This is a genomic window from Vibrio sp. ER1A, assembly GCF_000733315.1.
Classification (GTDB): domain Bacteria; phylum Pseudomonadota; class Gammaproteobacteria; order Enterobacterales; family Vibrionaceae; genus Vibrio; species Vibrio mediterranei.
Genome location: NZ_JPJA01000086.1, coordinates 1,533,955 through 1,556,297, shown reverse-complemented (window position 1 = coordinate 1,556,297; position 22,343 = coordinate 1,533,955). Strand labels below are relative to the sequence as shown.

Annotated in this window: 17 protein-coding genes; 12 read left to right on the top strand and 5 right to left on the bottom strand. The window is 44.1% G+C overall.

Annotated elements, in window-relative coordinates; genetic code table 11:
* The first annotated feature begins 42 nt into the window (after positions 1 to 42).
* Positions 43 to 1,416 (top strand): DNA-3-methyladenine glycosylase 2 family protein, encoded by a 1,374-nt coding sequence (locus tag HW45_RS13835; protein WP_038227502.1) that lies wholly within the window; start codon positions 43 to 45, stop codon positions 1,414 to 1,416.
* Positions 1,413 to 1,889, top strand: coding sequence for a methylated-DNA--[protein]-cysteine S-methyltransferase (locus tag HW45_RS13830; RefSeq protein WP_038227501.1), 477 nt, complete (start codon positions 1,413 to 1,415; stop codon positions 1,887 to 1,889). The genes HW45_RS13835 and HW45_RS13830 overlap by 4 nt, the downstream gene beginning before the upstream one ends.
* 423 nt (positions 1,890 to 2,312) lie before the next feature.
* On the opposite strand, the gene HW45_RS13825 is transcribed toward HW45_RS13830, so the two are convergent.
* Complete coding sequence (locus tag HW45_RS13825; protein ID WP_081875821.1) at positions 2,313 to 3,860, bottom strand: DUF3612 domain-containing protein; 1,548 nt, start codon at positions 3,858 to 3,860, stop codon at positions 2,313 to 2,315.
* 155 nt (positions 3,861 to 4,015) lie between these two features.
* Between HW45_RS13825 and HW45_RS13820 the strand changes: the two genes are divergently transcribed.
* The 3 genes from HW45_RS13820 (at position 4,016) to HW45_RS13810 (ending at position 10,601) form a co-directional block, all read left to right on the top strand.
* On the top strand, positions 4,016 to 4,588 hold the full coding sequence (locus tag HW45_RS13820) for a malate synthase (RefSeq protein WP_038227499.1): 573 nt from the start codon (positions 4,016 to 4,018) through the stop codon (positions 4,586 to 4,588).
* Between the two features lie 159 nt (positions 4,589 to 4,747).
* Entirely contained in the window at positions 4,748 to 7,651 is a 2,904-nt protein-coding gene (locus tag HW45_RS13815; RefSeq protein ID WP_051868075.1) for an HD domain-containing phosphohydrolase, read from the top strand.
* A 55-nt stretch (positions 7,652 to 7,706) separates the two neighbouring features.
* The gene (locus HW45_RS13810) at positions 7,707 to 10,601 is read left to right on the top strand and encodes an HD domain-containing phosphohydrolase (RefSeq protein WP_038227498.1); all 2,895 of its coding nucleotides are present in this window, start codon (positions 7,707 to 7,709) and stop codon (positions 10,599 to 10,601) included.
* A 74-nt stretch (positions 10,602 to 10,675) separates the two neighbouring features.
* Here HW45_RS13810 and HW45_RS13805 read toward each other — a convergent pair whose 3' ends face one another.
* Positions 10,676 to 11,698 (bottom strand): GGDEF domain-containing protein, encoded by a 1,023-nt coding sequence (locus HW45_RS13805; RefSeq protein WP_038227496.1) that lies wholly within the window; start codon positions 11,696 to 11,698, stop codon positions 10,676 to 10,678.
* Between the two features lie 239 nt (positions 11,699 to 11,937).
* Positions 11,938 to 13,179 carry an NADH:ubiquinone reductase (Na(+)-transporting) subunit B gene (locus tag HW45_RS13800; RefSeq protein ID WP_038227494.1) on the bottom strand — a complete coding sequence of 414 codons (1,242 nt, stop codon included), beginning with the start codon at positions 13,177 to 13,179 and terminating at the stop codon, positions 11,938 to 11,940.
* 143 nt (positions 13,180 to 13,322) lie between these two features.
* On the opposite strand from HW45_RS13800, the gene HW45_RS13795 reads away from it, so the two are divergent.
* Genes HW45_RS13795 through HW45_RS13785 form a run of 3 tightly spaced genes read left to right on the top strand, consistent with a single transcriptional unit; the run spans position 13,323 to position 16,958 of the window.
* Positions 13,323 to 14,663, top strand: coding sequence for a DASH family cryptochrome (locus HW45_RS13795; protein ID WP_038227810.1), 1,341 nt, complete (start codon positions 13,323 to 13,325; stop codon positions 14,661 to 14,663).
* An 11-nt stretch (positions 14,664 to 14,674) separates the two neighbouring features.
* A complete protein-coding gene (locus HW45_RS13790; protein WP_038227493.1) occupies positions 14,675 to 16,225 on the top strand; it encodes a cryptochrome/photolyase family protein in 1,551 nt (516 codons plus the stop codon).
* A 16-nt stretch (positions 16,226 to 16,241) separates the two neighbouring features.
* Positions 16,242 to 16,958, top strand: a complete 717-nt coding sequence (locus tag HW45_RS13785) for an SDR family NAD(P)-dependent oxidoreductase (RefSeq protein ID WP_038227809.1) — start codon at positions 16,242 to 16,244, stop codon at positions 16,956 to 16,958.
* Positions 16,959 to 16,963: 5 nt separating this feature from the next.
* Here HW45_RS13785 and HW45_RS28820 read toward each other — a convergent pair whose 3' ends face one another.
* Positions 16,964 to 17,122 carry a DUF2256 domain-containing protein gene (locus HW45_RS28820; RefSeq protein WP_081875819.1) on the bottom strand — a complete coding sequence of 53 codons (159 nt, stop codon included), beginning with the start codon at positions 17,120 to 17,122 and terminating at the stop codon, positions 16,964 to 16,966.
* A gap of 143 nt (positions 17,123 to 17,265) precedes the next feature.
* Here HW45_RS28820 and HW45_RS13780 point away from each other — a divergent pair, with 143 nt between their 5' ends.
* The 3 genes from HW45_RS13780 to HW45_RS13770 are packed head-to-tail and all read left to right on the top strand — an operon-like array spanning position 17,266 to position 18,924.
* Positions 17,266 to 18,063, top strand: coding sequence for a PhzF family phenazine biosynthesis protein (locus HW45_RS13780; RefSeq protein WP_038227492.1), 798 nt, complete (start codon positions 17,266 to 17,268; stop codon positions 18,061 to 18,063).
* Positions 18,064 to 18,106: 43 nt separating this feature from the next.
* Entirely contained in the window at positions 18,107 to 18,688 is a 582-nt protein-coding gene (locus HW45_RS13775; protein WP_051868137.1) for an HD domain-containing protein, read from the top strand.
* A complete protein-coding gene (locus HW45_RS13770) occupies positions 18,685 to 18,924 on the top strand; it encodes a GNAT family N-acetyltransferase (RefSeq protein ID WP_038227490.1) in 240 nt (79 codons plus the stop codon). The genes HW45_RS13775 and HW45_RS13770 overlap by 4 nt, the downstream gene beginning before the upstream one ends.
* 59 nt (positions 18,925 to 18,983) lie before the next feature.
* Here HW45_RS13770 and HW45_RS13765 read toward each other — a convergent pair whose 3' ends face one another.
* Positions 18,984 to 20,837 carry a heparin lyase I family protein gene (locus tag HW45_RS13765; protein ID WP_038227489.1) on the bottom strand — a complete coding sequence of 618 codons (1,854 nt, stop codon included), beginning with the start codon at positions 20,835 to 20,837 and terminating at the stop codon, positions 18,984 to 18,986.
* Between the two features lie 540 nt (positions 20,838 to 21,377).
* Between HW45_RS13765 and HW45_RS13760 the strand changes: the two genes are divergently transcribed.
* Positions 21,378 to 22,154: an alpha/beta fold hydrolase gene (locus tag HW45_RS13760; RefSeq protein ID WP_038227488.1), complete on the top strand. Its 777-nt coding sequence runs from the start codon at positions 21,378 to 21,380 to the stop codon at positions 22,152 to 22,154.
* Positions 22,155 to 22,343 lie beyond the last annotated feature (189 nt).

Below are 22,343 nucleotides of genomic sequence, written 5' to 3'. Positions count from 1 at the left end.
TGCGTTACACTGGCGATAGAGTAGGCAAGGTTAGAGGCAGGTATGGAGTCACTTAGTAGAGAGCAATGTTCTGTTGCCCGATTATCAAGGGATCCAAGGTTTGATGGCGTATTTTTTGTGGCAGTGAAGACAACGGGCATTTTTTGCCGCCCTATTTGTCCAGCAAACTTGCCACGAGAGGAGAATGTTGAGTATTTCTCTACGGCGCCTGTAGCGTTGCAGGCAGGATATCGACCTTGTTTGCGCTGTCGTCCGGATAGTGCGCCTAATTCGTGGGCCTGGCTTGGTAAAGAAACCAGTTTTCGACGAGCATTAAGTTTGATCGAGCAGGGGGCGTTACAGCACTCCAATTTGGAAACGTTGTCAGATAGGCTCGGCGTTACCAGTCGATACTTAAGACAACTATTTCAAAACCACCTGGGTATGTCACCCAAGGTGTATGCTCAATATCATCAATTAATGTTTGCCAAACAACTGCTTCACAACAGTTCACTATCAATAACTGATGTTGGTTTTGCCAGCGGTTTTAATAGTACTCGACGATTCAATGATGCCTTTAAGAAGTATCTTAAATTGACGCCTTCAGAAATGAGGCGTCACCATGCAAGGCAAGATAAAAGCGGTCGCAATGTGATTCATTTGGCTTACCGAGGTCAATATCACTGGGAGTCGTTACTCGATTTCTATCGTTTAAGAGCAATAGAGGGTGTAGAAGAAGTGACGCAATACAGCTACGCTCGTTATGTGGAGATTGATGGTAGTTTAGCTTGGTTCAAGTTACACGCTGATGTGGAGGGTAAGCAAACAATCAAAGTGGAATTTGAATTGCAAGATGTCACAAAACTGTCTTGGTTGATGAGCAATATAAAAAGAGTCTTCGATTTAAACACCGATGTGGCTTTGATTGAAGAGTTGCTATCGAAGTACGATGACCAATTAGTTATTAAATCAGGACTGCGGCTTCCTGGTGTATGGTCGACGTGGGAAGCAGGGGTTCGAGCTGTGGTTGGGCAGCAGGTTTCGGTAAAAGCAGCCGTCGGGCAGCTCAATTTGCTGACTGATACTTTGGGTCATACGGTATATGGGCAGCGTGTATTTCCCAGTGCGGATATCGTAGCCCGCTCCGACCTTAGTTTCCTTAAAATGCCAAACAGTCGCAAAGAGACATTAGCCCGGTTGGCTCATCATATTACTAATTCGCCTGAGGACACACCAAATAACTGGCTGGCTCTAAAAGGCATAGGTCCATGGACCATTAGTTATGCAAAAATGAGGGGAACCTCTGAGCCCAACTTGTTTCTTGATACAGATTTGATCGTTAAAAAATACCTTGCTGAGCATCCACAATTGAACGCAGCGAATGTGTCACCTTGGGGAAGTTACGCGACATTACATTGTTGGAGTCATTTTTCATGAACTACTACCTAATAACACCAAGCCCACTTGGGGATGTCACTATTCAAGCGAACGATGATGGGTTGCTAGGGCTTTGGTTTGAAGAACATACTACATTGCCCGATGTTCTGGGTTCATTGGCTCCCGAGCATCCGATTTTGCTTGAAGCTTCTGAACAGCTCACTCATTACTTTGAAGGCAAGGTACGGTCATTTGATCTCCCCTTAGCAGCCGAGGGCACGGATTTTCAAAAGCTTGTTTGGCGTGCCTTGTGTGATATCCCTTTTGGCGAGTCGATAAGTTACCAAGAGTTAGCGAATCGAATAGGCAAACCTAAAGCCGTAAGAGCCGTTGGAGCTGCAAATGGAAAAAACCCCATCTCAGTTATAGTTCCTTGTCATCGCGTAATTGGGAAAAGTGGTACATTGACAGGCTATGCTGGCGGAGTTGAACGAAAAAGAAAGCTGCTGGAGCTTGAAGGAATTAAGCTCTAACACAACAGAGAACCTAAAATGTTGGAGCATTGTAGGGTATTTAGTCTCTTATCTATTGGTACTGTTTTATAAATAGCAGGTTGCTTAGATACTGATTTCATATTGCTATGGTTTTTTTAATGCGTTTTTGCAAATATAGAGAAGGGCTAATTGCAAAATGCATCTGCATTTGCAAAATGAAAATACTATATGAGTATGGTTTACATGAAATCGATACTTATCTGACCAGAATTATCTGAAAACAACGATTTAAAAAGTTGGCACGCTTGATGCATTACTTAGGGTGACCCTTTTTAAGCCGAGGGTCACCTAGCCAACTGACGTTGTTAGTGAACCTCTATTGTTCACACTTGTATATAGCCAGTCACACTTTTTAGTGGCTGGCTTTTTTTCTTTCTAGGCTAAGAGCTAATTCATCAAGGCTTATACAATATCGCCAAGTTGCATTTCCTTGCTTTCGGCACAGCCTTCATAACAGCTTGGTTTTCTCGGGCATGCTGCTCCTCTTGAACAAATTAATCGTGCGTCGCCTTCAATACCTCGTTCAACCCAATTGATATTGAGGATTTTGGCGACTGTTTGCAGATCCTTTTTGATAGAACGAGGAATACTGACACTGCCACCCCCTTCGACACATGATCGTTTTAGTTCACTAGCTATCTCCAATGCGTTGCCGCCTTGAGCATCTATCGCAGGATTTAGATCAATACCCGCGCAGAGTACTCGATTATTTCCAGCCGGGTCGGTCATGTTGATGGATTCACAGCAATAAATACGAGGTTCATCACCCACATTAAGAATAGAGATTTGTGCAGAAGAGCCGTTTTGAGGTTCAGATAAGCGCCTAAATACCGCCCAGTGTTGACACGGATCGTTTACCATCCGCATGTTTCCCCATGGCAGCGGAATACCGTTTCCTCGGTAGACTGCTTTGAGCTTTCCTGGCCCGTAGGCGTCGAAATAGTGCCAATGTGGATAGGGAGATACCACGGTCATACGACGCATGGCGACAGACGGAGATACGCCTGCACGTTTGTGAACATCGATTTCATACCCACTTCTGTCTAGTAGTTGTCTAAATGGGACTTTAGGGCAAAGTAGGGCTCCTGCAAAAAAGCTGGATTCAAAATCTCTCCATGCTTGCAAAATATCTTGTGAGTTCAGAGCAGATGTAGACTGGTTTGCAGCAGAATCTTCCCAGCTATTGTGGTGACCAACACTGAGGACACTTTTTAGCCCTTCTTCACTGTGCAGAATTCGGTGTCCGATATAAACCGCGAGATCATATTTGAGTCTTGTTGGGTATGCTTTGAGTATTTCGTTGAGGTAGATGGTACCTGGAGGCTCAAAAAACGAGGTAACGAGTTGCTTGGCATTAATTCCTAACTCATCCACCACATCTTTCGGTGTGCGATTGACCCATTGAACTCGCAAACCTAAATCGCCAGCAATATCGATCAGATCTTCTACAGATAGGTTCAATCGCTTCAGTCCCACTTCTTCTGCAGCCCGTTCTAGATCGGGAAAGTGGTTTTGCAAACTTTCTTGGTGAGCGCGGATCAAAAGATGGGCGAATTGTCTTCCGGTGATTCCGGTTTGCGACAACATTTCCGGAATGGCAATTTGCAGTATGTCGTTTGAAAATAAAAAGCTTGGCTCTAAAGCCATGCCACTGATGCCTCCGCGATTGCCTTTAACCGGAGTAATCTCTTCTTGCTCAGGCTCATTGTCTAAAAACCATGCTGGATCTTTTTGGAAAACTTCGGCGATGACTTCAAGCATATCGATACTTGGGACACGTTTTCCTCGTTCAATCATCGATAGATACGAAACGGAAGGAGCATACTCTGGATTGATGCGAATACAACGCGCAGAGAGGTCTTCCATTGTTAAATGGTTGCGTTTTCTAAGGTTTCTTACCTTAGTGCCCAAAAAATGGGACTGACGGATTAGACTTTTTGACAGAGGCATTTTGTAAAATTCACATTGTAAAATTTTTGTTGTGAAATTGTAGTCAAAAACAGGCTAGTCTACAAAGTATACAAATCACAAAACGAATATAAATTTAAACACTTGTTTAGGATATTTGCTCTAAATAGAACAAAAGGCCGTATGAGGGAAAGACTATGAACATGCTGACATTCGATAAAACAGAACTACATAAAAACCACTCAACGTTTATCGCAGAAGCTGTCTTTGCCGTGGAAATGGTGAAAGCCGATGAGCAAATAGAGAAACAAAAGATGGCAAAACAGCTACTTGATACTTTGTTTCCACTAGAAAATGGTTCACACGAAGACGTGGTAAGTTACGAAATAGATTATCGTCACGTACAAGCTTATTTTAAAAATGGTGAGCATACGGGGTTGAAGCGCGCAAAACACTTTGTGGCTTACGCTGGTGATAAATGTGCTCCTGAAGCAATTCTATTCCGTGATGAGAGTGGAACACATGTAGAAGTAATGATGGGTAAGCGCAAAGGAACCGGCAATCTAGAGCTTGTAGAAATTGAAGATATCCAATTAGAAACGTGCACAACGTTCGGCCAAACAGAGAAATGCCATGCGTCTGGCATCCGCCACTGGGTTAGCCTAGTTCAAGGTGATGACCAAGGTCGCCCTAGAGCTTGTAGTGAAGACAAAGAGTTTACGGCGAAAAACGGTGACGATTATAACCTAGGATTTAGTTTCGCCTTTTAATACCCGCTAGCACTTTTATTTAAATACCGTTTTCCTTTGGTAGTGTAGCCCCACATACGAGCAGTGGGGTTTTTTTTATATTAATTTTCTATATTTAACTTCTCGTCAATAGCTAACTCGACTAGTCTTATACGGTGTCAATTCAAAGTGTTAGTCGATATGCCTACCAGCTCGCAATCCAGTAAAAAGTTCACTCTGCCTTTGCATATTCATATCTCCGCAATTTTCGTCATTTTGGTTTTGGTGATAAGTGGTATTCAAATATGGATTACACAAACGAGCATGAATAAAGTTCTATTAAATGCGAATGAAAACTTATTTGAACGTATCGCCGGCGAGACACGCAGTAATATGTCCTATCACTTTGGTCCCGCATTTAGCATTGTCGATGCGTACTCTGCAGGTGAATTGATTCGCGAAGTAGATCCAGAAAAGCGATTTGCGTTTGTACCTGAATTGGTGTCTTTACTAAGAGCGAATAAACACCTTTTTTCATTGAAAGCTGCGTTTCCTGATGGTGAGTGGTTAGCGGTTGTCCGTTTAGCAGATGACCGGATGCGGAATCATTTAGGTATCGACCATAGTGCAGAATATGCGGCGTTGAACTACAACGCAGAAACAGAAAAACTGGAGGTAAGAACGTACAGCGCTCACCTTGCTTTGCTGCAATCTTCAGAAATAGACAGCCCTCTTCGCGATCCACGTAAACTCGATTGGTTTCGTTCTGCCTCGTTGGTACAAGCACACGTGTCAGAGCCTTACTTCATGTCTGTGTTGTCTAGGACCGGTATTACGATTCATCGACGAGCGGCCAACGGTGCGGTGTTTGGTGCGGATATTTTATTGGATCAAGTCTCTGAAGTACTAAGGGACAGTGATGAAAACCGTGATGCACTCAGAGTGTTATATGACGATGAGTTTAATGTGTTTGCTTACAGCCGACCTGAGCTGTTTGAGGTAAGAGATGCCTTAAGACAATCGAGCCAACTTAAATTAGGGGAGATCAATCATCCGTTGATCTCAGGCACTACAAATATCGTCGAGTTTGGTTCACAGGCAAAAGAAATTAACTATGAAGGCGAAAAGTGGGTTGTTAAAGTCGATAAGCTGCGCGGTACTCGTGACCAGCTGTTTAACCTAGTGATGGCGGTCAAGTCAGAGCAGCTATTGAAAGATGCCAATACTGTTGCGAGACGTTCTCTAATCGGTTCTCTCTTCGCTTTGTTAATTGCATTGCCATGTATTTACTATCTTTCTCAGTGGTTAGCGAGACCGATTCGCCAGGCAACCCAGAAAGCACGCGCTATTCAACATTTTAACTTTGACGAGAATAATCAGGAGCACTCTCGAGTCGCGGAAATCAAAGCTATGTCGGATTCATTGACGGTGATGCAGTCGACAATAAAGCGTTTTCTTTCACTGACCAATTCAATGGCAAAAGAGAATGACCTAGAACGAATACTTGAATTGGTTTGTGTCGAAACCGCAGATGCCACGAGCGCGAACAGTACGTATTTGTATTTATTGAGTAAAGATGAGAAGTATCTCGATCCTAAGTTTATTAAGCTCAAAACCAAAGGCATTATTGATGTCGCCACACAGCAGCGACTGCCTCTTGATGAACCTAGGCTCGCCGAAGATGTAGAGGTGTTTTTTAATCAAAAGCAGCCGGTTTATTCTAAGTATTACGAGGCTAGGCCTTTTGTTATTAAGGAAAATGAAACCGACAACTTATTGTTTATTCCTTTGATAGACCGAAGCAAAAAAGTAATTGGTGGTTTGGGTTTAGGCTTTGATGAAGAGCATGAATCTCAAGTATTAATGGACAACAAAGAATATCTAGAGACATTGGCAGCGTATGCCTCTGTTACTATTGAAACTCAAACCATGTTGGCTGACCAAAGAGCGCTATTGGACTCCTTCATTCAAGTGATGGCAGGAGCTATTGATACCAAATCGCCCTATACCGGTAACCATTGCCAGCGTGTTCCTGTGTTGACTGAAATGCTGACTAAAGCTGCGCAGGACTCTACTCAAGGGCCTTTCGCTGATTTTTCAATGAGCAAAGAGCAGTGGGAAGAGCTACATATTGCTTCTTGGCTGCATGACTGTGGGAAAGTGACTACACCTGAGCATATTATCGATAAGTCCACCAAACTGGAGACCATCTACAATCGAATTCATGAGGTCAGGACTCGCTTTGAAGTACTAAAGCGCGACGTGGAACTTAACATTTATCGAGCTAAATTTAGTGGTCAATTAGATAACCAGGACCTAGAAGCGATTCGCTTGGCTCAGGAAGAATTAGATGAGGATTTCGCACTGATTGCCGAAATAAATCTGGGCTCTGAGTTTTTAGATGACCAAAAAGTAAAACGTTTAGAAGCCATTGCTCAAAGAACATGGCAGAGCACAATTGATCCTAGATTAGGCCTTTCATGGGAGGAGCTCGCTCGTTACTCGGACAATGCGTTTGTTGAGGGTCAACGTGTTCCCTTGTTGGCAGATAATGAATCGCACTTGGTTGCGTGGGAAAAAGCGCCTCTGCGGGAAGAACGTTTTGTTTTAAAGGCTGGTGAGCATCAAAATAACCAAGGTGAGATGTACAACTTATCGATTCGCAAGGGCACGTTGAACCCTGAAGAGCGCTACATCATAAACAGCCATATGATAGAGACACTGCGAATGCTAGAGAGCTTGCCATTCCCAAGGCATATGAAAAACGTGCCTCTTTTAGCTGGCAGTCATCATGAGAAAGTGGACGGAACCGGGTATCCTTTGGGTTTGAAGGCCAGAGAACTTCCGCTTCCAGCTCGAGCTATGGCGATCGCTGATGTTTTCGAGGCACTAACAAGCTGTGACCGACCATACAAGAAGGCAAAGATGCTTTCTGAAGCTATTAAGATCATGAGTTTTATGGTCAAGGACGGACATTTAGACTCAGTTTTGTTCAAACTGTTTTTAACGTCAGGCGTCTATCGTGATTATGCGCAGGCGCACATTGATAGTAAGCAAATAGATGACGTGGATATTTCTCAGCATGTGGAGGAGTTAAGCTACTAAAATCGTTGCCGTAACCTATTATTAATTATCAGCTAATTAGTTTTAGGTACGTGAAATGGATTTTAAGAAGGCGGGCAAAAGTTGGTTCCGTTACCCGCTGCACATACACATATCGAGTTTGTTTATCATCATTGTGATGTTGGTGTGTGGTGTGCAGTTATGGCTTACGTATTCAAGCTTAAACAAAGTACTGGTCGACGCTAATGACCATCTATTTGATCGAATATCTGGTGAAGCGAGAGCCAATTTGCTTCACCATTATAGTCCTGCATTTTCGACCGTTACTGCGTTTTCCAAAGGGCAGCTGAGTCGTTTTTCAACACATGAAGAACGTCTAAATTACGTCCCCGAAATCAGTTATTTATTATCCGCTAGCCCTTCTATTTTTTCCTATACTTTAACACTACCTAATGGTGACCATTTCAGTGTTTATCGAGTATTTGACCGTAAGATCCAAAAAGGGTTTGAGGTTTCTCCTGAAGCACACTATGTGGTGTTTAGTTACTATGCTGATCAGCAACTCTTGCACAGATACGAATACAATGAAGCACACGAATTAGTCAATTTTACCTCGCAAGATGGATATCAGACCGACTTAAGAGACCGAGAGTGGTTTGATATAGCCAATCGTGACTCTGTAGCCATGTCGGCCCCCTACTATTTTCAAAAACTGGGTAAAATTGGTGTCACGGTATCAAGGCGCTCAGAGAGCGGAGCGGTGGTCGCGGCGGACATCACCTTGGATCAAATATCCCAGGTGCTTGCCGAAACCATCAGTCGCAAATCTTCATTTCGGGTGCTCTATGATGAAAGTGGGCGCTTGTACGCCTACAGCAACCCGAAGCAAGTAATCATTCAAGAAGACGCTTTGGATAGTGCCACCATTCTTATTGAAGATATTGATAACCCAGTTGTTCACGAAGCCGTTCTGTTATTTGGCAATACGGTAGATACCGTACATGAGTTTTATGTCGACGGTGAAAAATGGATAGGTAAAGTCACCAAGTCGGTCAACAACTCGGGTCATGACTTGTATTTGATGATGGTGGTGAAATCCACAGAGTTGTTGGATAAGTCGCAAGTTATCGCCAAGCGATCGATTCTGACCTCTGTGATCGTCTTATTGGTTGCTCTCCCTTTTGTGTATATTACAGCACAGCGCGTTTCTGCACCGATTCGTAGGGCAACACTACGGGCACAGAAAATTGAGAGTTTTGACTTTTCTAAAAAGACACCGCAAAAGTCACATATCAAAGAGATTCATGACTTATCTCACGCCCTGTTTGGTATGCAGCAGACGTTGTCTAGGTTCTTGCTATTGACCAATGCGATTGCAAGGCAAGACGAGTTGAAACCTTTGTTGGATTTAGTGGCTAACGGAGCACTAGATGCGACCAGTGCGAAGCGTGCTTTGTTGTATCTAAGTGATGATGACAACGTGTTGATTCCGCACAGTGTGGTCTCAAAAACGGACGATAAGTTTGATCTCTCTGAACTGTCACCACTTGATGCAAAGAATCCAGATGTCGCGTATTTATTCGAATCTTTAAATGGCACCCGCCCAAAAGCGTTAGCGGTCGAATATCAGGAAATCAAGCATGCTATTCCGCAAATAGGAACCCATGACGTATTCTTGTTTCTACCGTTGTTAGACAGAGGCGGTCAGGTGTTAGGTGGTTTCGGTTTGATTATTGAAAATGAACAGCTTGATACGTTGTCGACCACACGTTTGCCATTTATTGAATCGTTAAGCGAATACGCTTCTGTTGCCATTGAGTCTCAGCAAATTCTTGCTAATCAAAAAGCGTTGCTTAACTCGTTTATTGAGGTCATGGCGGGAGCGATTGATACGAAATCTCCATACACGGGCAATCATTGTCAACGTGTTCCAGTACTAACAGAAATGTTGACCAAAGCCGCCGAGCAGTCTGAAGCCGAGCCATTTAAAGACTTTAAGCTGTCATCTGAAGAGTGGCAAGAGTTGCAACTTGCAGCTTGGCTACATGATTGTGGCAAGGTGACGACGCCAGAACATGTGGTTGATAAAGCAGTGAAGCTAGAGACAATCTATAACCGCATTCACGAAATAAGAACACGATTCGAGGTGCTTAAACGTGACGCACATATCTTGATATTACAGCAGGCCCTAGGTGAACCTTTATCGTTTGAATTACAACAACAGCTAGACGCTAAATGGCAGCGCATTGATGACGACTTTGCCTTTATTGCCGCTACGAATGTAGGCGGTGAATTTATGACGGACGATGCGGTGACACGTCTTCATTCTATAGCTTTGAGGCAATGGACTAAAACTATTGATGAAGGTCAAGGCTTGTCGTGGGAAGAGCGTCGACGTTATGAGCAAGCTGAAACAAAAATTGGTGAAAGTGAGTCGGTGTTGGCCGATCAGCCATATCATGCCATTCCATGGGCAGTTGAAACAGAGCCTTCGACTCGATTTACGCTTAAAAAACCGATGTATCAGAATAATTTGGGAGAGCTGTATAACTTATCGATTCGCAAAGGCACGTTAAACGATGAGGAGCGTTATGTGATTAACAACCATATCGTTGAAACCATTAAGATGCTGGAGAGTCTGCCATTTCCAAAAGGAATGCGTAATGTTCCTGCTATAGCTGGCGGTCATCATGAAAAAGTGGATGGAACTGGATACCCGATGGGGCTCAAATCCGATGAAATGCCTCTTACTGCCAGAGTGATGGCGTTAGCCGATGTCTTTGAAGCGTTGACCAGTGCGGATAGACCTTATAAAGAACCCAAAACGTTATCAGAGTCGATTAAGATCATGTCTTTTATGGTTAAAGACCAACACCTGGATGCAGAGTTATTTAAGCTATTCTTGACGTCTGGGGTTTATCAAACATTTGCCATGGAGTTCTTAAACCCAGAACAGATTGATGAAGTAGATATAGAGCAGTATTTATCGTGAAGTAATAACAAGGGCAGAGAGTGAATTATCTGCCCTTGTTATTTTAATTTACGACTATGGTTTTTTCCGAGTTATTAAAAAGGCATAACTCGGTTGCGGCCTGCTCGTTTGGCATCATAGAGCATCTTATCTGCACGATCGACCAGTGAGATGTAGGTATCACCCGCTGTAAATTCAGCGACACCAAAAGAAGCGGTAATATTGCCGACCTTTGAACCATTTTTTCGATCTTTAATCGTCATTTTTTCGATGGCTAGACGTAGTGCATCTGCCATTTGTCTTGCCACTCTTAAGGACTTATTAGGAATGATCAATGCGAATTCCTCTCCACCAAAACGGTAGGCAGTTATCCCACCTCGACAAGCTTGTTTTAGACGTTGTGAAATGCCTTTTAAGATCGTATCACCAAATAGGTGCCCGAATTCGTCATTGAATTTCTTGAAGTGGTCAATATCCAAAAAGATGAGGCTCATTGGCTGCTTAGCATCACAGAACATGTTGAGGTCGGCGTCAAACGCTCCGCGGTTATATAATGACGTCAAACTATCGAATAACGCATTGCATTGAACCTTAGCCAACTGAGATTTTAGGCGTGCTATCTCATCACTGGCGTTTTTTAACTGGTTATGAATGAAGTCGGTTGAATGGCGAATGTCGTTTGCTTCGTCAACCAACTGTTGAATCAAAGGCATTACTTCATCAAGTGTCGGATCGCGCTGCGATTCTATTTGCGTGCTTAATCCGTCAAAACTTTGCTCAAGCACTTTGGAGAACTGTGATGTATCGGCGATGGCGTCCGTCATTGAACTTGAAACTTCAGTAACGAGGGCTTCCATATTGTGCTTGAGATCTTGCAAATTGACTTCGGCTTTGCCAGCAATATGGTCGCGATAAAGTAGATTGGTGTTTGCTGGCGGTAAAACGTCGAAATCTTTGAGAATAGAGTCAACTTCAGCGTTCAGTTCTGGAATAGTCTGATCCACATAAGTGTACCAAAGTGCATAATTGGCAGGCGTCGCGGGAACGTGGTGTTTTACCATCAATGGTACTGCTTTTTTTAAATTAGCCGCCGATTTCTGAAAATCGTTCTTTTTCATGATCTAACTATTGTCCTTGGCTCATTCTGATTGGCGAGGCTTGCACTTAATTCGAAGTCAGACTCTCCTGGTCCGATTATTTATAATTATCCAACGAGTTCAGTAGTTTGTCACTTTAGAAAGTTCAGTTTTTGAAAACGGACTCAAATATTAACGTGATTTTGGTTCAATAATGGCGCTATTTATAAAATGCATTAAAATTAACGCCATTATTTATCGGCTGTATAAATTGATAGCGCCTAATTACTGATGCGTCTCGCTCGCCGTCTAACTACGGCCTCTTTCACGAAGTGGTCGAATAGCGGTGCGAATAAATTAGCGAATAATATGGCGAGCATAATACCTTCCGGATAGGCTGGGTTGAGCACTCTGATACCAATAGTCATAACTCCTATCAGTAAACCATAAGCCCATTTCCCTGTATCAGTAAACGCGGCGGACACTGGGTCGGTCGCCATAAAAAAGGTACCAAAAGCGACACCACCAATGACGAAATGCCAATATACAGGCATCGAAAACATAGGATTGGAATCCGAACCAATAGCATTCAGTAAAGTGGCGGTTACGATAAGGCCAATTAAGACTCCCGCCACAATTCGCCAAGAGGCGATTCCGATTGCTATCAAGAATATACCCGCCAACATAATCAGTAATGTTGATACTTCGCCCATAGACCCAGGCAGGTTGCCAAAGAAAGCATCCCACCACGTTAATGGCTGTCCGGTTAGGGTACTATAAAGGGCACTCTCCCCACCTTCATACCATTGGCTTAGCGGTGTAGCGCCCGAATAACCATCTGCGGCGACCCATACGGCCCCTCCAGACATTTGAGCGGGGTAGGCGAAGTAAAGAAATGCCCGTCCAGCGAGAGCCGGATTTAGAAAATTGCGCCCTGTACCGCCGAAAACCTCCTTAGCGACCACAATACCAAAGGTTATCCCTAATGCTGCTTGCCAAAGCGGGATAGTTGGCGGGAGGATGAGAGCAAACAAGATTGAGCTGACAAAGAAACCTTCGTTAACTTCATGCTTGCGGACGATAGCAAACAGGACTTCCCAAAAACCGCCCACAATAAATACGGTGAGGTAGACTGGTAGGAAGTAACTAGCGCCAAACAACATTTTACTTGCCCAGCCCGCCGCAATCAGATCATTGGCAGAGCCAAATGCCAAAGATAGGCGCCAACTTTCGGTGATCAGTTGATTGATCTCGTCTGGGGAATAGGTGGTCGACAGTGCTGCGACAGTCTGGTTGCCTATATTAAACATTCCCCAAAACATAGCGGGGAATACCGCGATCCATACCATTATCATAATGCGTTTGAGATCAATACTATCCCGCAGATGTGTTTGCCCTCGAGTGACGTGCCCGGGTGTATAAAATAACGTGGCGACTGCCTCATAAAGTGGATAGAAAGTTTGGTATTTGCCTCCAGCTTCAAAATGAGGAGCGAGTTTATCGAGGTTTTTTTTCAATGACATCCCAAAGCCCTCCTTGAGGTGTTGTTTATGGCTTCAACAAAGTTTCTACGTGATGGAATCACAGAATGACCAACTCTCTTCTAAGCTATCAAGGGTGTTACTGCGTATCAGATGTCTGGGAAAAGATGACGTTGGGAAATGGTATGTCAAAAAGAAGAGGAATTTATTGGTTCAACCATGATCTCCGGTTGCATGATAATCGGTTGTTGCAAAAAGCCAGTGAGCACGTCGACAGACTGCATTGCGTGTACTTTGATGAGCTGAAAACCATGTATGACAGACGCTTTCTGCCGGTAGAGATAGACGATTCAGCGAAGCGAGAGTTCAAGATGCAGGCGCTGGGTGAGCTGAACCAATCTCTGTTGCAACTCGGGCAAATACTACATCAAGTTTCAGTCACCAGCCTTGATGAGGCCGTGAGCCAACTAGAACAGATGTTCGACTATTATTCGATTACTGACCTCTATGTAGCGAACAGTGCAAGCTGGTACATTGACTATGTGGTTACTAAAGCGCTCTTCAAGCGCACTGATATTGTGTTGCATCGTGATGATACCGAGTCCTTATTTCACCAAACGTTACTGCCTTTTGACTTAGAAGACTTGCCACATTCTTTCACTCGTTTTAAGAATAAAATGGAAAGCATTGTAGTGCCGCCCCCATCTCAAACTACGACCCAGCTACCACCTCCAATGAATAATCGAGATGGCCTCCCTGCCAGCTATGGGTGCGAACCTTCTTCTTTGAAGCTTCATGGCAGCGTTCGTGGAGGTGAACTGGCGGGCTTAGGGCATGTGCGAGACTACTTTGCTACTCAGGCGGCGCTTAGTTACAAATCCACACGCAACGAACTCGATAACTGGAGCAGCTCGACCAAATTTTCTCTCTGGTTAGCCAACGGCAATGTGTCGCCCAGAGCAGTGGTGAATCAACTACACCGTTTCGAGCAAAAGCATGGTAGTAACGAGTCCACTTACTGGATTCTGTTTGAACTACTCTGGCGCGAGTACTTTCATTGGTACAGCCATAAACATGGCGCCAAGCTGTTTGCATTTGGTGGGATACAAGACAAGCGTCCCCTGACCACTTTTTATGCCTCAAGATTACGTCAGTGGGTCGAAGGCAACACGCCGTTTCCCATTGTGAATGCTTGTATGAACCAACTCCGTGAGACAGGCTACATGTCTAACCGAGGGAGGCAGCTGGTCGCGAGCTGTTTGGTGCACGAGCTATCACTCGATTGGCGCTATGGTGCGTGTTATTTCCAGCACATGCTTATTGATTATGATGTCGGGTCGAATTGGGGAAACTGGCAATATTTGGCTGGAGTAGGTGCTGACCCGAGGGGAAATAGAAAGTTTGATCTAGATAAACAGACCCAACTCTATGATCCTGAAAATGTTTTCATCCGTAAGTGGAAAGGTGACCAGCCAAATTCTCGTTTGAACGCGGTGGATATGGCGGATTGGCCAATTCAGGACTGATAGGAATGAAAATGGGATACAAAACGCTGAGGCTCGTCTTAGGTGACCAGTTGGATAGCCAACATTCGTGGTTCTCTGAACAGGACAATGATGTGCTCTATCTAATCGCCGAACTAAAGCAAGAATCTGAATACGTGACGCATCATATTCAAAAGCAAGTGGCGTTCTTCCTATCAATGGAAAACTTTGCGCAAAGCCTAATGCAGCAAGGGCATCACGTTCACTATCTCACTCTAGATGACACTTGTGCTTTTGACTCTTTATCGGAGCTGATTGCCTCAGTTGGTGAGCAATACAACATCGTTAGATTTGAATACCAAAGGCCAGACGAATATCGTCTACTTGACCAACTGTCTCACTTTTCTCACCCACAATTTTCAGCCACTTTGGTGGAGTCTGAACACTTTTTACTGCCTTTTTCAGAATTAGAAACCTATTTCGTGGGAGGTAAAGCATTAGTCATGGACCACTTTTACCGCAAAATGCGCAAGAAACATGGCGTGTTGATGGAAAGTGAAACTAAACCGCTTGGTGGTAAGTGGAGTTATGATGCCAATAACCGCAACAAACTGAAAAAATCTGACATAGAAGCGCTACCCACACCGTTATTGTTTGCATCACCGACGAAGGAGACGGTGTCTCGGATAGAGCGTCACAACCTAAACTCGATAGGACGAATTGAAGAACAACTCATTTGGCCTATCAATCGCTCTCAATCTCTCACTCTACTGGCACACTTTTGCCAAGTCTGTTTGCCCAATTTTGGCCGTTTTCAAGATGCCATGACGGAACAGCATGAGAGTCAGTGGAGCCTGTACCATAGCCGCCTTTCTTTCTCGCTTAACTGTAAGATGCTATCCCCTCTAGAAGTGCTATATGCAGCCATTGAGCAATATGCTCACTCTGAAGGACAGATCACACTTGCGCAGATTGAAGGCTTTGTCCGACAGATACTCGGTTGGCGTGAGTATATTCGAGGCATGTATTGGAGCAATATGCCAGACTACTCGACGACCAATGCGCTAAAAGCTTCTAGGGCGCTACCTCAATATTTTTGGAACGGCGAGACAAAGATGAGTTGTATGAAGCGAGCCATCACTCAGTCTCTTGATTTCGCTTACGCTCATCATATTCAGCGTTTAATGGTGACTGGTAATTTCGCGTTGCTCACAGAGTTGGACCCAGACCAAGTAGAACAATGGTACCTTGGCATTTATGTTGATGCGATTGAGTGGGTAGAAATGCCCAATACTCGAGGTATGGCTTTGTACGCAGATGGAGGACTTATTGCGACCAAACCTTATGGTTCAAGTGGTGGCTATATTAACAAAATGAGTGATTATTGTAGTGGGTGTTTTTATAACGTCAAAGAGCGTTCAGGCCAACAAGCCTGTCCTTTTAACGGCTTCTATTGGCGGTTTATGCATAAGCATCGTGAGTGGTTGAGTAAGAACCCTCGTACGGCGATGATTTATCGAACTTGGGACCGGTTGGCGCCCGATGTTCAAGATGAACATCTTACAACGGCCGAAGCAAACTTAGCTCGAATAGAGCGCCTGTGAGGTAGAGATGCAGCCATTGAATGTTTTGATCGTTGGTGCTTCCGGAGGGATAGGGAGTGCGTTATGCCAGCAGATTCTGACTCATACCAATGCCAATGTCTTTGCTACTTATCGCCGTGCTCAGCCTAGAGTGCAGCATGCGCGATTGTGCTGGTATGCTTTAGATGTCACCGAAGAAGATGATTATAGCTCGTTAACGACGTCACTCGATGCTGAGGTTGACCATCTAGATTGGGTCATCAATTGTGTTGGTGTGTTGTCGATAAATGAGCTCACTCCTGAAAAGACTTTAAAGGCAGTTACCTCAAACAACCTTATGACCAGTATTCAAGTTAATACCTTGCCTACTTTGCTGTTAGCAAAGCACGTTTTACCTTTTCTCAGACGCTCGGATGCTCCCCGCTTTGCCACCATCTCCGCAAGAGTGGGAAGTATTGACGATAATGAGTTAGGTGGCTGGTACAGCTATCGCTGCTCAAAAGCCGCGTTGAATATGGCAGTGAAGAACATAAGCATTGAATGGGGGCGTTTAATGAAACGTTCTTGCACGATAGCTTTACATCCAGGAACCACGGACACAGCACTTTCTCTGCCTTTTCAAGCAAATGTGCCAGAAAAACAGCTATTCGCGCCGGATAAAACCGCAAATTTACTGTTCCACGTTTTGAAAAATCTTAGTCCAGAAGACAACGGCCGCTTCATTGCTTATGATGGCAGTGATATTACGTGGTGACGTTGTTAACATTCAGACGATTTCTTAGCTCCGCGCGCTTTACTTGAGCATCGCTTTGAGCAATATCGAACTTGTTCCCAACAGTGTTGCCACTTTTTGCGCCAAGTGAAAGGCTTATCACAACCAATGCAGATCTTACTCGGTAGGTGGGCTTTTCGATGCATATTAGCTACTTTTTGACTCTTTTTGACTCTTTTTGTTATCTACGAATTGATAACAGGCGAGATCATCACCCATAACAATTTAAACTCTGCTCGCGATTATTTTATCTATCCTTTAAAGTAGTAACGGTCCATAAGGAGTTGTCATGCAGTTAGATATCTATCAAGTGAATGCATTTACCAGCGAGCCCTTTAAGGGGAACCCTGCTGGTGTGTGTATTACTCAAGAACCGTTACCCGCCTCATTAATGCTGTCTATTGCCAAGGAAATGGCGATCTCAGAAACCGCTTTTCTATCACTATCCGATAACAGATTGCGTTGGTTTACACCACAAGTGGAAGTAGCGCTTTGTGGTCATGGAACACTGGCTACTGTTAATGTGCTAGATGAGATAGGGCTGCTAGAAAAAGATGGAAAGTGCAGTTTTCATACTCTATCGGGTGAGCTTCATGCAGAGAAAGCTGGTGAACGTATTTCTTTAGACTTTCCACTTTACCCTGCCAATGAGGCTGAAAAGTCACTCGCGAAACTGGAAGCTCTGGGCTTGAAGGAAGAGGATGTCGAGTACTGGGGTGAATTCGAAGGTGGTAAAGATTTACTGGTGCTAAAAAGTGAAGAACGCTTGCATCATCTTACTCCAAATTTCCACGCTCTTATCCAATGTGAAGGTCGAGCCATGGCGGTAACGGCCAAGTCTGAGCGGAGTGATGTGGATTTCATTGCTCGCTATTTTGCCCCTTGGGTTGGAGTCAATGAGGATCCTGTTACGGGGTCTGCCTATTGCGCATTGGCTCCTTATTGGGCCGATAAGCTCAACAAGTGTTCGCTGATCGGTTACCAAGATTCTGAGCGCGGAGGCTACGTTGGTATGATGTTGAAACAAGACCGTATCGAGCTCAGTGGTCAAGCGATTACGCTTATCAAAGGTACTATCAGTGTTTAATGAGAAATGGATTCCTCAGTTTCTGGACTTTATTCGAGCGGAAATGATCACTGATGCGGCGCATGATCTTAACCATGTATTACGGGTCGTTAATTGTGCTAAACGCTTATCAGTGACAGAAAACGCTAATTTGGATGTGGTTATTCCAGCGGCCTATTTGCATGATTGCTTTACTTATCCTAAGGATCATCCAGAACGTGCGAGCAGTTCAACTATCGCGGCGCACAAAGCGTGTCAGTTTTTGAGATCGATAGGTTACCCTGAGCTGCATATTGATGCCATCCACCATGCGATTGTCGCGCACAGTTTTTCCGCCAATATCGCAACTGATTCTATTGAAGCTGGAGTAGTACAAGATGCTGACAGATTAGATGCCTTAGGTGCTATAGGTGTTACGCGTTGTATTCAGGTTGCGAGCAGTCTGGGTCGAACTTTGTATAGTACTGATGACCCTTTTTGCGTTGAGCGTTCTGCTGACGATGCCAAGTTCACCATTGACCATTTTTACATCAAGCTATTTTCCATTGCAGACACAATGAAAACCGAAGCGGGTAAACAGGAAGCAATCAGTAGAGTGGCGTTTATGAAACAATATCTAGCGCAATTAGGGCACGAAATATCATGATTGAACATCAACAAGATAGACAGAGATTTGTACTCTCTTCGAACGGGCAAGACTCGGTATTGGATTACAAGCTTTCGGGTAATACGGTTAATTTTACCCACACCTTTGTACCAGAATCACTGCGTGGAAAGGGCGCTGCAAAACAGTTAGTCGATCACGGTCTTGCGTGGGCTGGAGAGCAAGGCTATCAGATTGAAGCCGACTGTTGGTATGTGGCTAGATTCTTGAATAGATAACCGTGCCTTGGGTTAGCTTAGCGACGGTTTTCACACCGTCGCTGCAAGAGTGACGAAAGCTAACGTTCTGGGTCAAATGGATACGGGTCTAAGCCATTACTTTTACCGTCATCGTCACTGTCATTATAGATACCATCCACGGGGGAGCGTCCCCAAGCATCCAACTCTCTATTAATGGCTTTAGAGACAGAAACGTTGTCGAAATAGATTGTCCTAGGACTGCGAATTTCTGTATACATTCCGATCTTGGTGTACCCATTATTGCTAATCAGCATGTTTTTACCTTTCCGGTCGAGCTTCAGCTCACCATTGACCCAGACTTTTACTCGTCCATCGTCGGCCAAAGACTTTTTAAAGTAGATACGAATATCAGTCCATTGGTCTTGTGGGGCAAGGCCTAAATCGATCACCGGATAGTTAGCTGCGTGGAAGCTGAGTTTGAAAAGCCCATCATTGCTTAGACGCACTGCGGCGTGAGGACCAGAGCTGAATGACTTCCACTGTGCCAAGATAATGGAGTATTTAGTGATGGTCTGCCAAGATGCATCAGGGCGAATACTGGCACTAAAATAGAAGTCATCTCCCGGTGCATACTGATAGCGGCCATCCATAAAGGCTGTTTCGCTTCGATAAGCTGGCGGCTCGCCGTAAAACTTCATCACATGATTACCTGTGCGAGCCCAATCTACTTGAGCTACCTCGTAATAGTGATAGCTGGCGGGTATTTTGGTGAGTGAGTCGTAACTACTAGAAAAAGAGGGGGTGAGTTCCCCTGGTAAGCCGGAGTCTGCCAGACCGTTTTCCCAACCAGCAGTGTATATGGTGGCTGGATTTTCGATTGTCGTGGTTCGGTCGATTTGAATGTCGACCCAAGCTGGCTGCGATTGGTTAAATCCGTCTTCTACATGGTAGAAGAAGCCATCTAAGCCGACAAAGTCAGCATTTGGCTGATATAGTATTTGTCCTTCGACAACGGTAACTGTTCCATAGTTTGGTTCAGATGCAATGACGATGGTTAGTTCATCACCTTCAGGGTCTAGGTCGTTTGCTAACACATTGCATAGTAGTGCTTGGTTCTCTAAACCATTGCAGCTATCTGGGGAGATAATGGTGACCTCATTTTTCCACCTTTCTGAGTCAAGTGGATAATCATCGTCTATATCGGCAACACCATCTCCATCATCGTCGGTGTCCTTGTTATTTCCAATGCCATCGCTGTCCGTGTCGACAGACTCGGTAGGGTCATAGGGAAAGGCATCTTCGGCATCGACGACACCGTCATTATCAGAGTCTTTGGAAAGGGGCGATAAGTCAAACTGCAAGCGATCAATACGGATTGAACCTTCTACTGCTGCGAGCGTAAACGTATGTTCCCCTTTAGTTAACCAAATGGTGTGAGGTGAGGTTTGCTCAAATTCGCGAGTAATCTGGGTGGAGGAAATGAATGGAATTCGGAACAACACTTCTGTGCCCTTACGCAGTTCTACATGTTTGGTTTTGTCGGCAGAAGAGCCTAACCAAGCAGAGAATTCGTAGTAGGCATCCTCTTCGACTTGCACGGTGTAGTTCATCCATTCGTCGCGCGCAAACCAGCCAACGTGTACCTGCCCATCAGTGTGAGTAGAGAAATCCACACCATCGTTACGGTATTGCTTTCTCCCACGGTTCTCTGGTTCTTTGTCGAAGTAGGCGATGCCTTGTCCACCAAGGTCATAATCTTCCGCTTCCACAATGGAAGGTAATCGGTGAATAGGTAAGGCAGACTTGGTGTCGTCCCAAGGATAAATATCTTCAAGGTCGGGGATACCGTCGCCATCAGAATCGACATTGGCGAAGGTCAGTGAGGTATTCAGCAACATCCCAAACATCAATGCGGGGAGAATCATTGCAGGGTAATTTAATCTTGTTCTCATAATATATTCCTTAGTTATTTACGCCTGTTACGAGCTCAGGTCGCAACATCTAGTAGGTAGTAGGCGGATCAAATTGGAATTAAATGAGTGCACTCTTCAACACCTTAGAAAGTTTGGAATGCATATCAAACAGGTTTTATATTGATATGGTGAATGTATGTTGGGGAAGAAAGGCTATTTCAACACATTAGATAGAAAAATAGCGATTAAGGCTTAAAATTCACGAATAAGTCCGTTACCCACTATATCTATGTGGTACTAAGGGTTAATACGACAGTAATTTTGTTAGTGATTGACACATAAAAACGGTGAATATAATAAGATTTCTTTGCGATCGGCTAGCAATGATCGCATAAGTTTTAAATTGTTAGCTTTCACACTCCAGCGCATTGAATAACCGATTAAAAACTCAGCGGTAAAGTGGTTTTTGATTTTTTGTAAATTTACTTAGATTTGGAATGAAAGTCTTACAGAGATAGTGTAGAAGTGGTTAAACCACTTTGATATTCTGGGGTGGGTATCGAGGTTAGGAGGCGTAGAATGAAGTGGAAAGTCAGTATGACAATATTGACTGCTCTTGCTCTAGTGGGTTGCAGTAAGCCGGAGATAGAAACCGTCGATAGTGAACTAAATGCACACCACTTAGATCAAGTTGTTGTAGTGCACGGCTTAGCGAGAAGCGCTTGGTCGATGCAGAATATGTCAAAAGGTATTGCCAAACAAGGCTATCAAGTCTGTGTCGTGGATTACCCAACGCTTCGCCAGCCTATTGAAAATACGCTTGCCGAGAGTGCCAAGGAGCTCTCTCGATGTATTGACGAGTTTAATCACTCAAAAAACCTTGTCACTAATCAGTCGAAAATTCACTTTGTTGGGCATTCATTAGGTGGATTAGTTATCCGCTCGTATTTGGCACAGCACCCTGATTTTGTCGACTCATCGGAGATGGGAAAAGTGGTGTTTGTTGGTACTCCCAACCATGGTAGTGATGTTGCTGATTTCTTTTCGGACACTTGGATGCTATCTCTAGTGGGTGGTACCGCTGAATCGCTAACAACCAGTCCTAATTCATTCCCAAACAGTTTGCCAACTCCAAACTACGATTTCGGTGTCATAGCAGGTACGCAAAGCTACCCGGTTTTCAGTGGCATGTTTAGCAAAAGCAACGATGGGCTAGTCTCGGTAGAATCTACAAAACTTGATGGTATGCGAGACTTTATTGAAGTAGATATCAAACACGATAGGCTACGTCGTGATCCTTATGTAACCTCATTGGTACTGAACTTTATTGAGACCGATAAGTTCGAATCGAAATAACGTAGCATTATAGAACGATACGATAGTGTTAGTTCTTTAGTGCTACGGCATTTTGTCTCGTGACTTCGTTAGCTAATAGCATTTTGAGTGACATTCTTCAAAAAATAGAAAATTCATTTCGTTAGATATTTATAATTATATATCTGAATAAATATCCAAGTTCAAAAGTAGTTATCATTTGAGATTGTT

Coding starts and splice junctions, on each gene's coding strand:
- HW45_RS13835 (WP_038227502.1), top strand. CDS start 43: ATGGAGTCACTTAGTAGAGAGCAATGTTCTGTTGCCCGATTATCAAGG.
- HW45_RS13830 (WP_038227501.1), top strand. CDS start 1,413: ATGAACTACTACCTAATAACACCAAGCCCACTTGGGGATGTCACTATT.
- HW45_RS13825 (WP_081875821.1), bottom strand. CDS start 3,860: ATGCCTCTGTCAAAAAGTCTAATCCGTCAGTCCCATTTTTTGGGCACT.
- HW45_RS13820 (WP_038227499.1), top strand. CDS start 4,016: ATGAACATGCTGACATTCGATAAAACAGAACTACATAAAAACCACTCA.
- HW45_RS13815 (WP_051868075.1), top strand. CDS start 4,748: ATGCCTACCAGCTCGCAATCCAGTAAAAAGTTCACTCTGCCTTTGCAT.
- HW45_RS13810 (WP_038227498.1), top strand. CDS start 7,707: ATGGATTTTAAGAAGGCGGGCAAAAGTTGGTTCCGTTACCCGCTGCAC.
- HW45_RS13805 (WP_038227496.1), bottom strand. CDS start 11,698: ATGAAAAAGAACGATTTTCAGAAATCGGCGGCTAATTTAAAAAAAGCA.
- HW45_RS13800 (WP_038227494.1), bottom strand. CDS start 13,179: ATGTCATTGAAAAAAAACCTCGATAAACTCGCTCCTCATTTTGAAGCT.
- HW45_RS13795 (WP_038227810.1), top strand. CDS start 13,323: ATGTCAAAAAGAAGAGGAATTTATTGGTTCAACCATGATCTCCGGTTG.
- HW45_RS13790 (WP_038227493.1), top strand. CDS start 14,675: ATGGGATACAAAACGCTGAGGCTCGTCTTAGGTGACCAGTTGGATAGC.
- HW45_RS28820 (WP_081875819.1), bottom strand. CDS start 17,122: ATGCATCGAAAAGCCCACCTACCGAGTAAGATCTGCATTGGTTGTGAT.
- HW45_RS13780 (WP_038227492.1), top strand. CDS start 17,266: ATGCAGTTAGATATCTATCAAGTGAATGCATTTACCAGCGAGCCCTTT.
- HW45_RS13775 (WP_051868137.1), top strand. CDS start 18,107: ATGATCACTGATGCGGCGCATGATCTTAACCATGTATTACGGGTCGTT.
- HW45_RS13770 (WP_038227490.1), top strand. CDS start 18,685: ATGATTGAACATCAACAAGATAGACAGAGATTTGTACTCTCTTCGAAC.
- HW45_RS13765 (WP_038227489.1), bottom strand. CDS start 20,837: ATGAGAACAAGATTAAATTACCCTGCAATGATTCTCCCCGCATTGATG.
- HW45_RS13760 (WP_038227488.1), top strand. CDS start 21,378: ATGAAGTGGAAAGTCAGTATGACAATATTGACTGCTCTTGCTCTAGTG.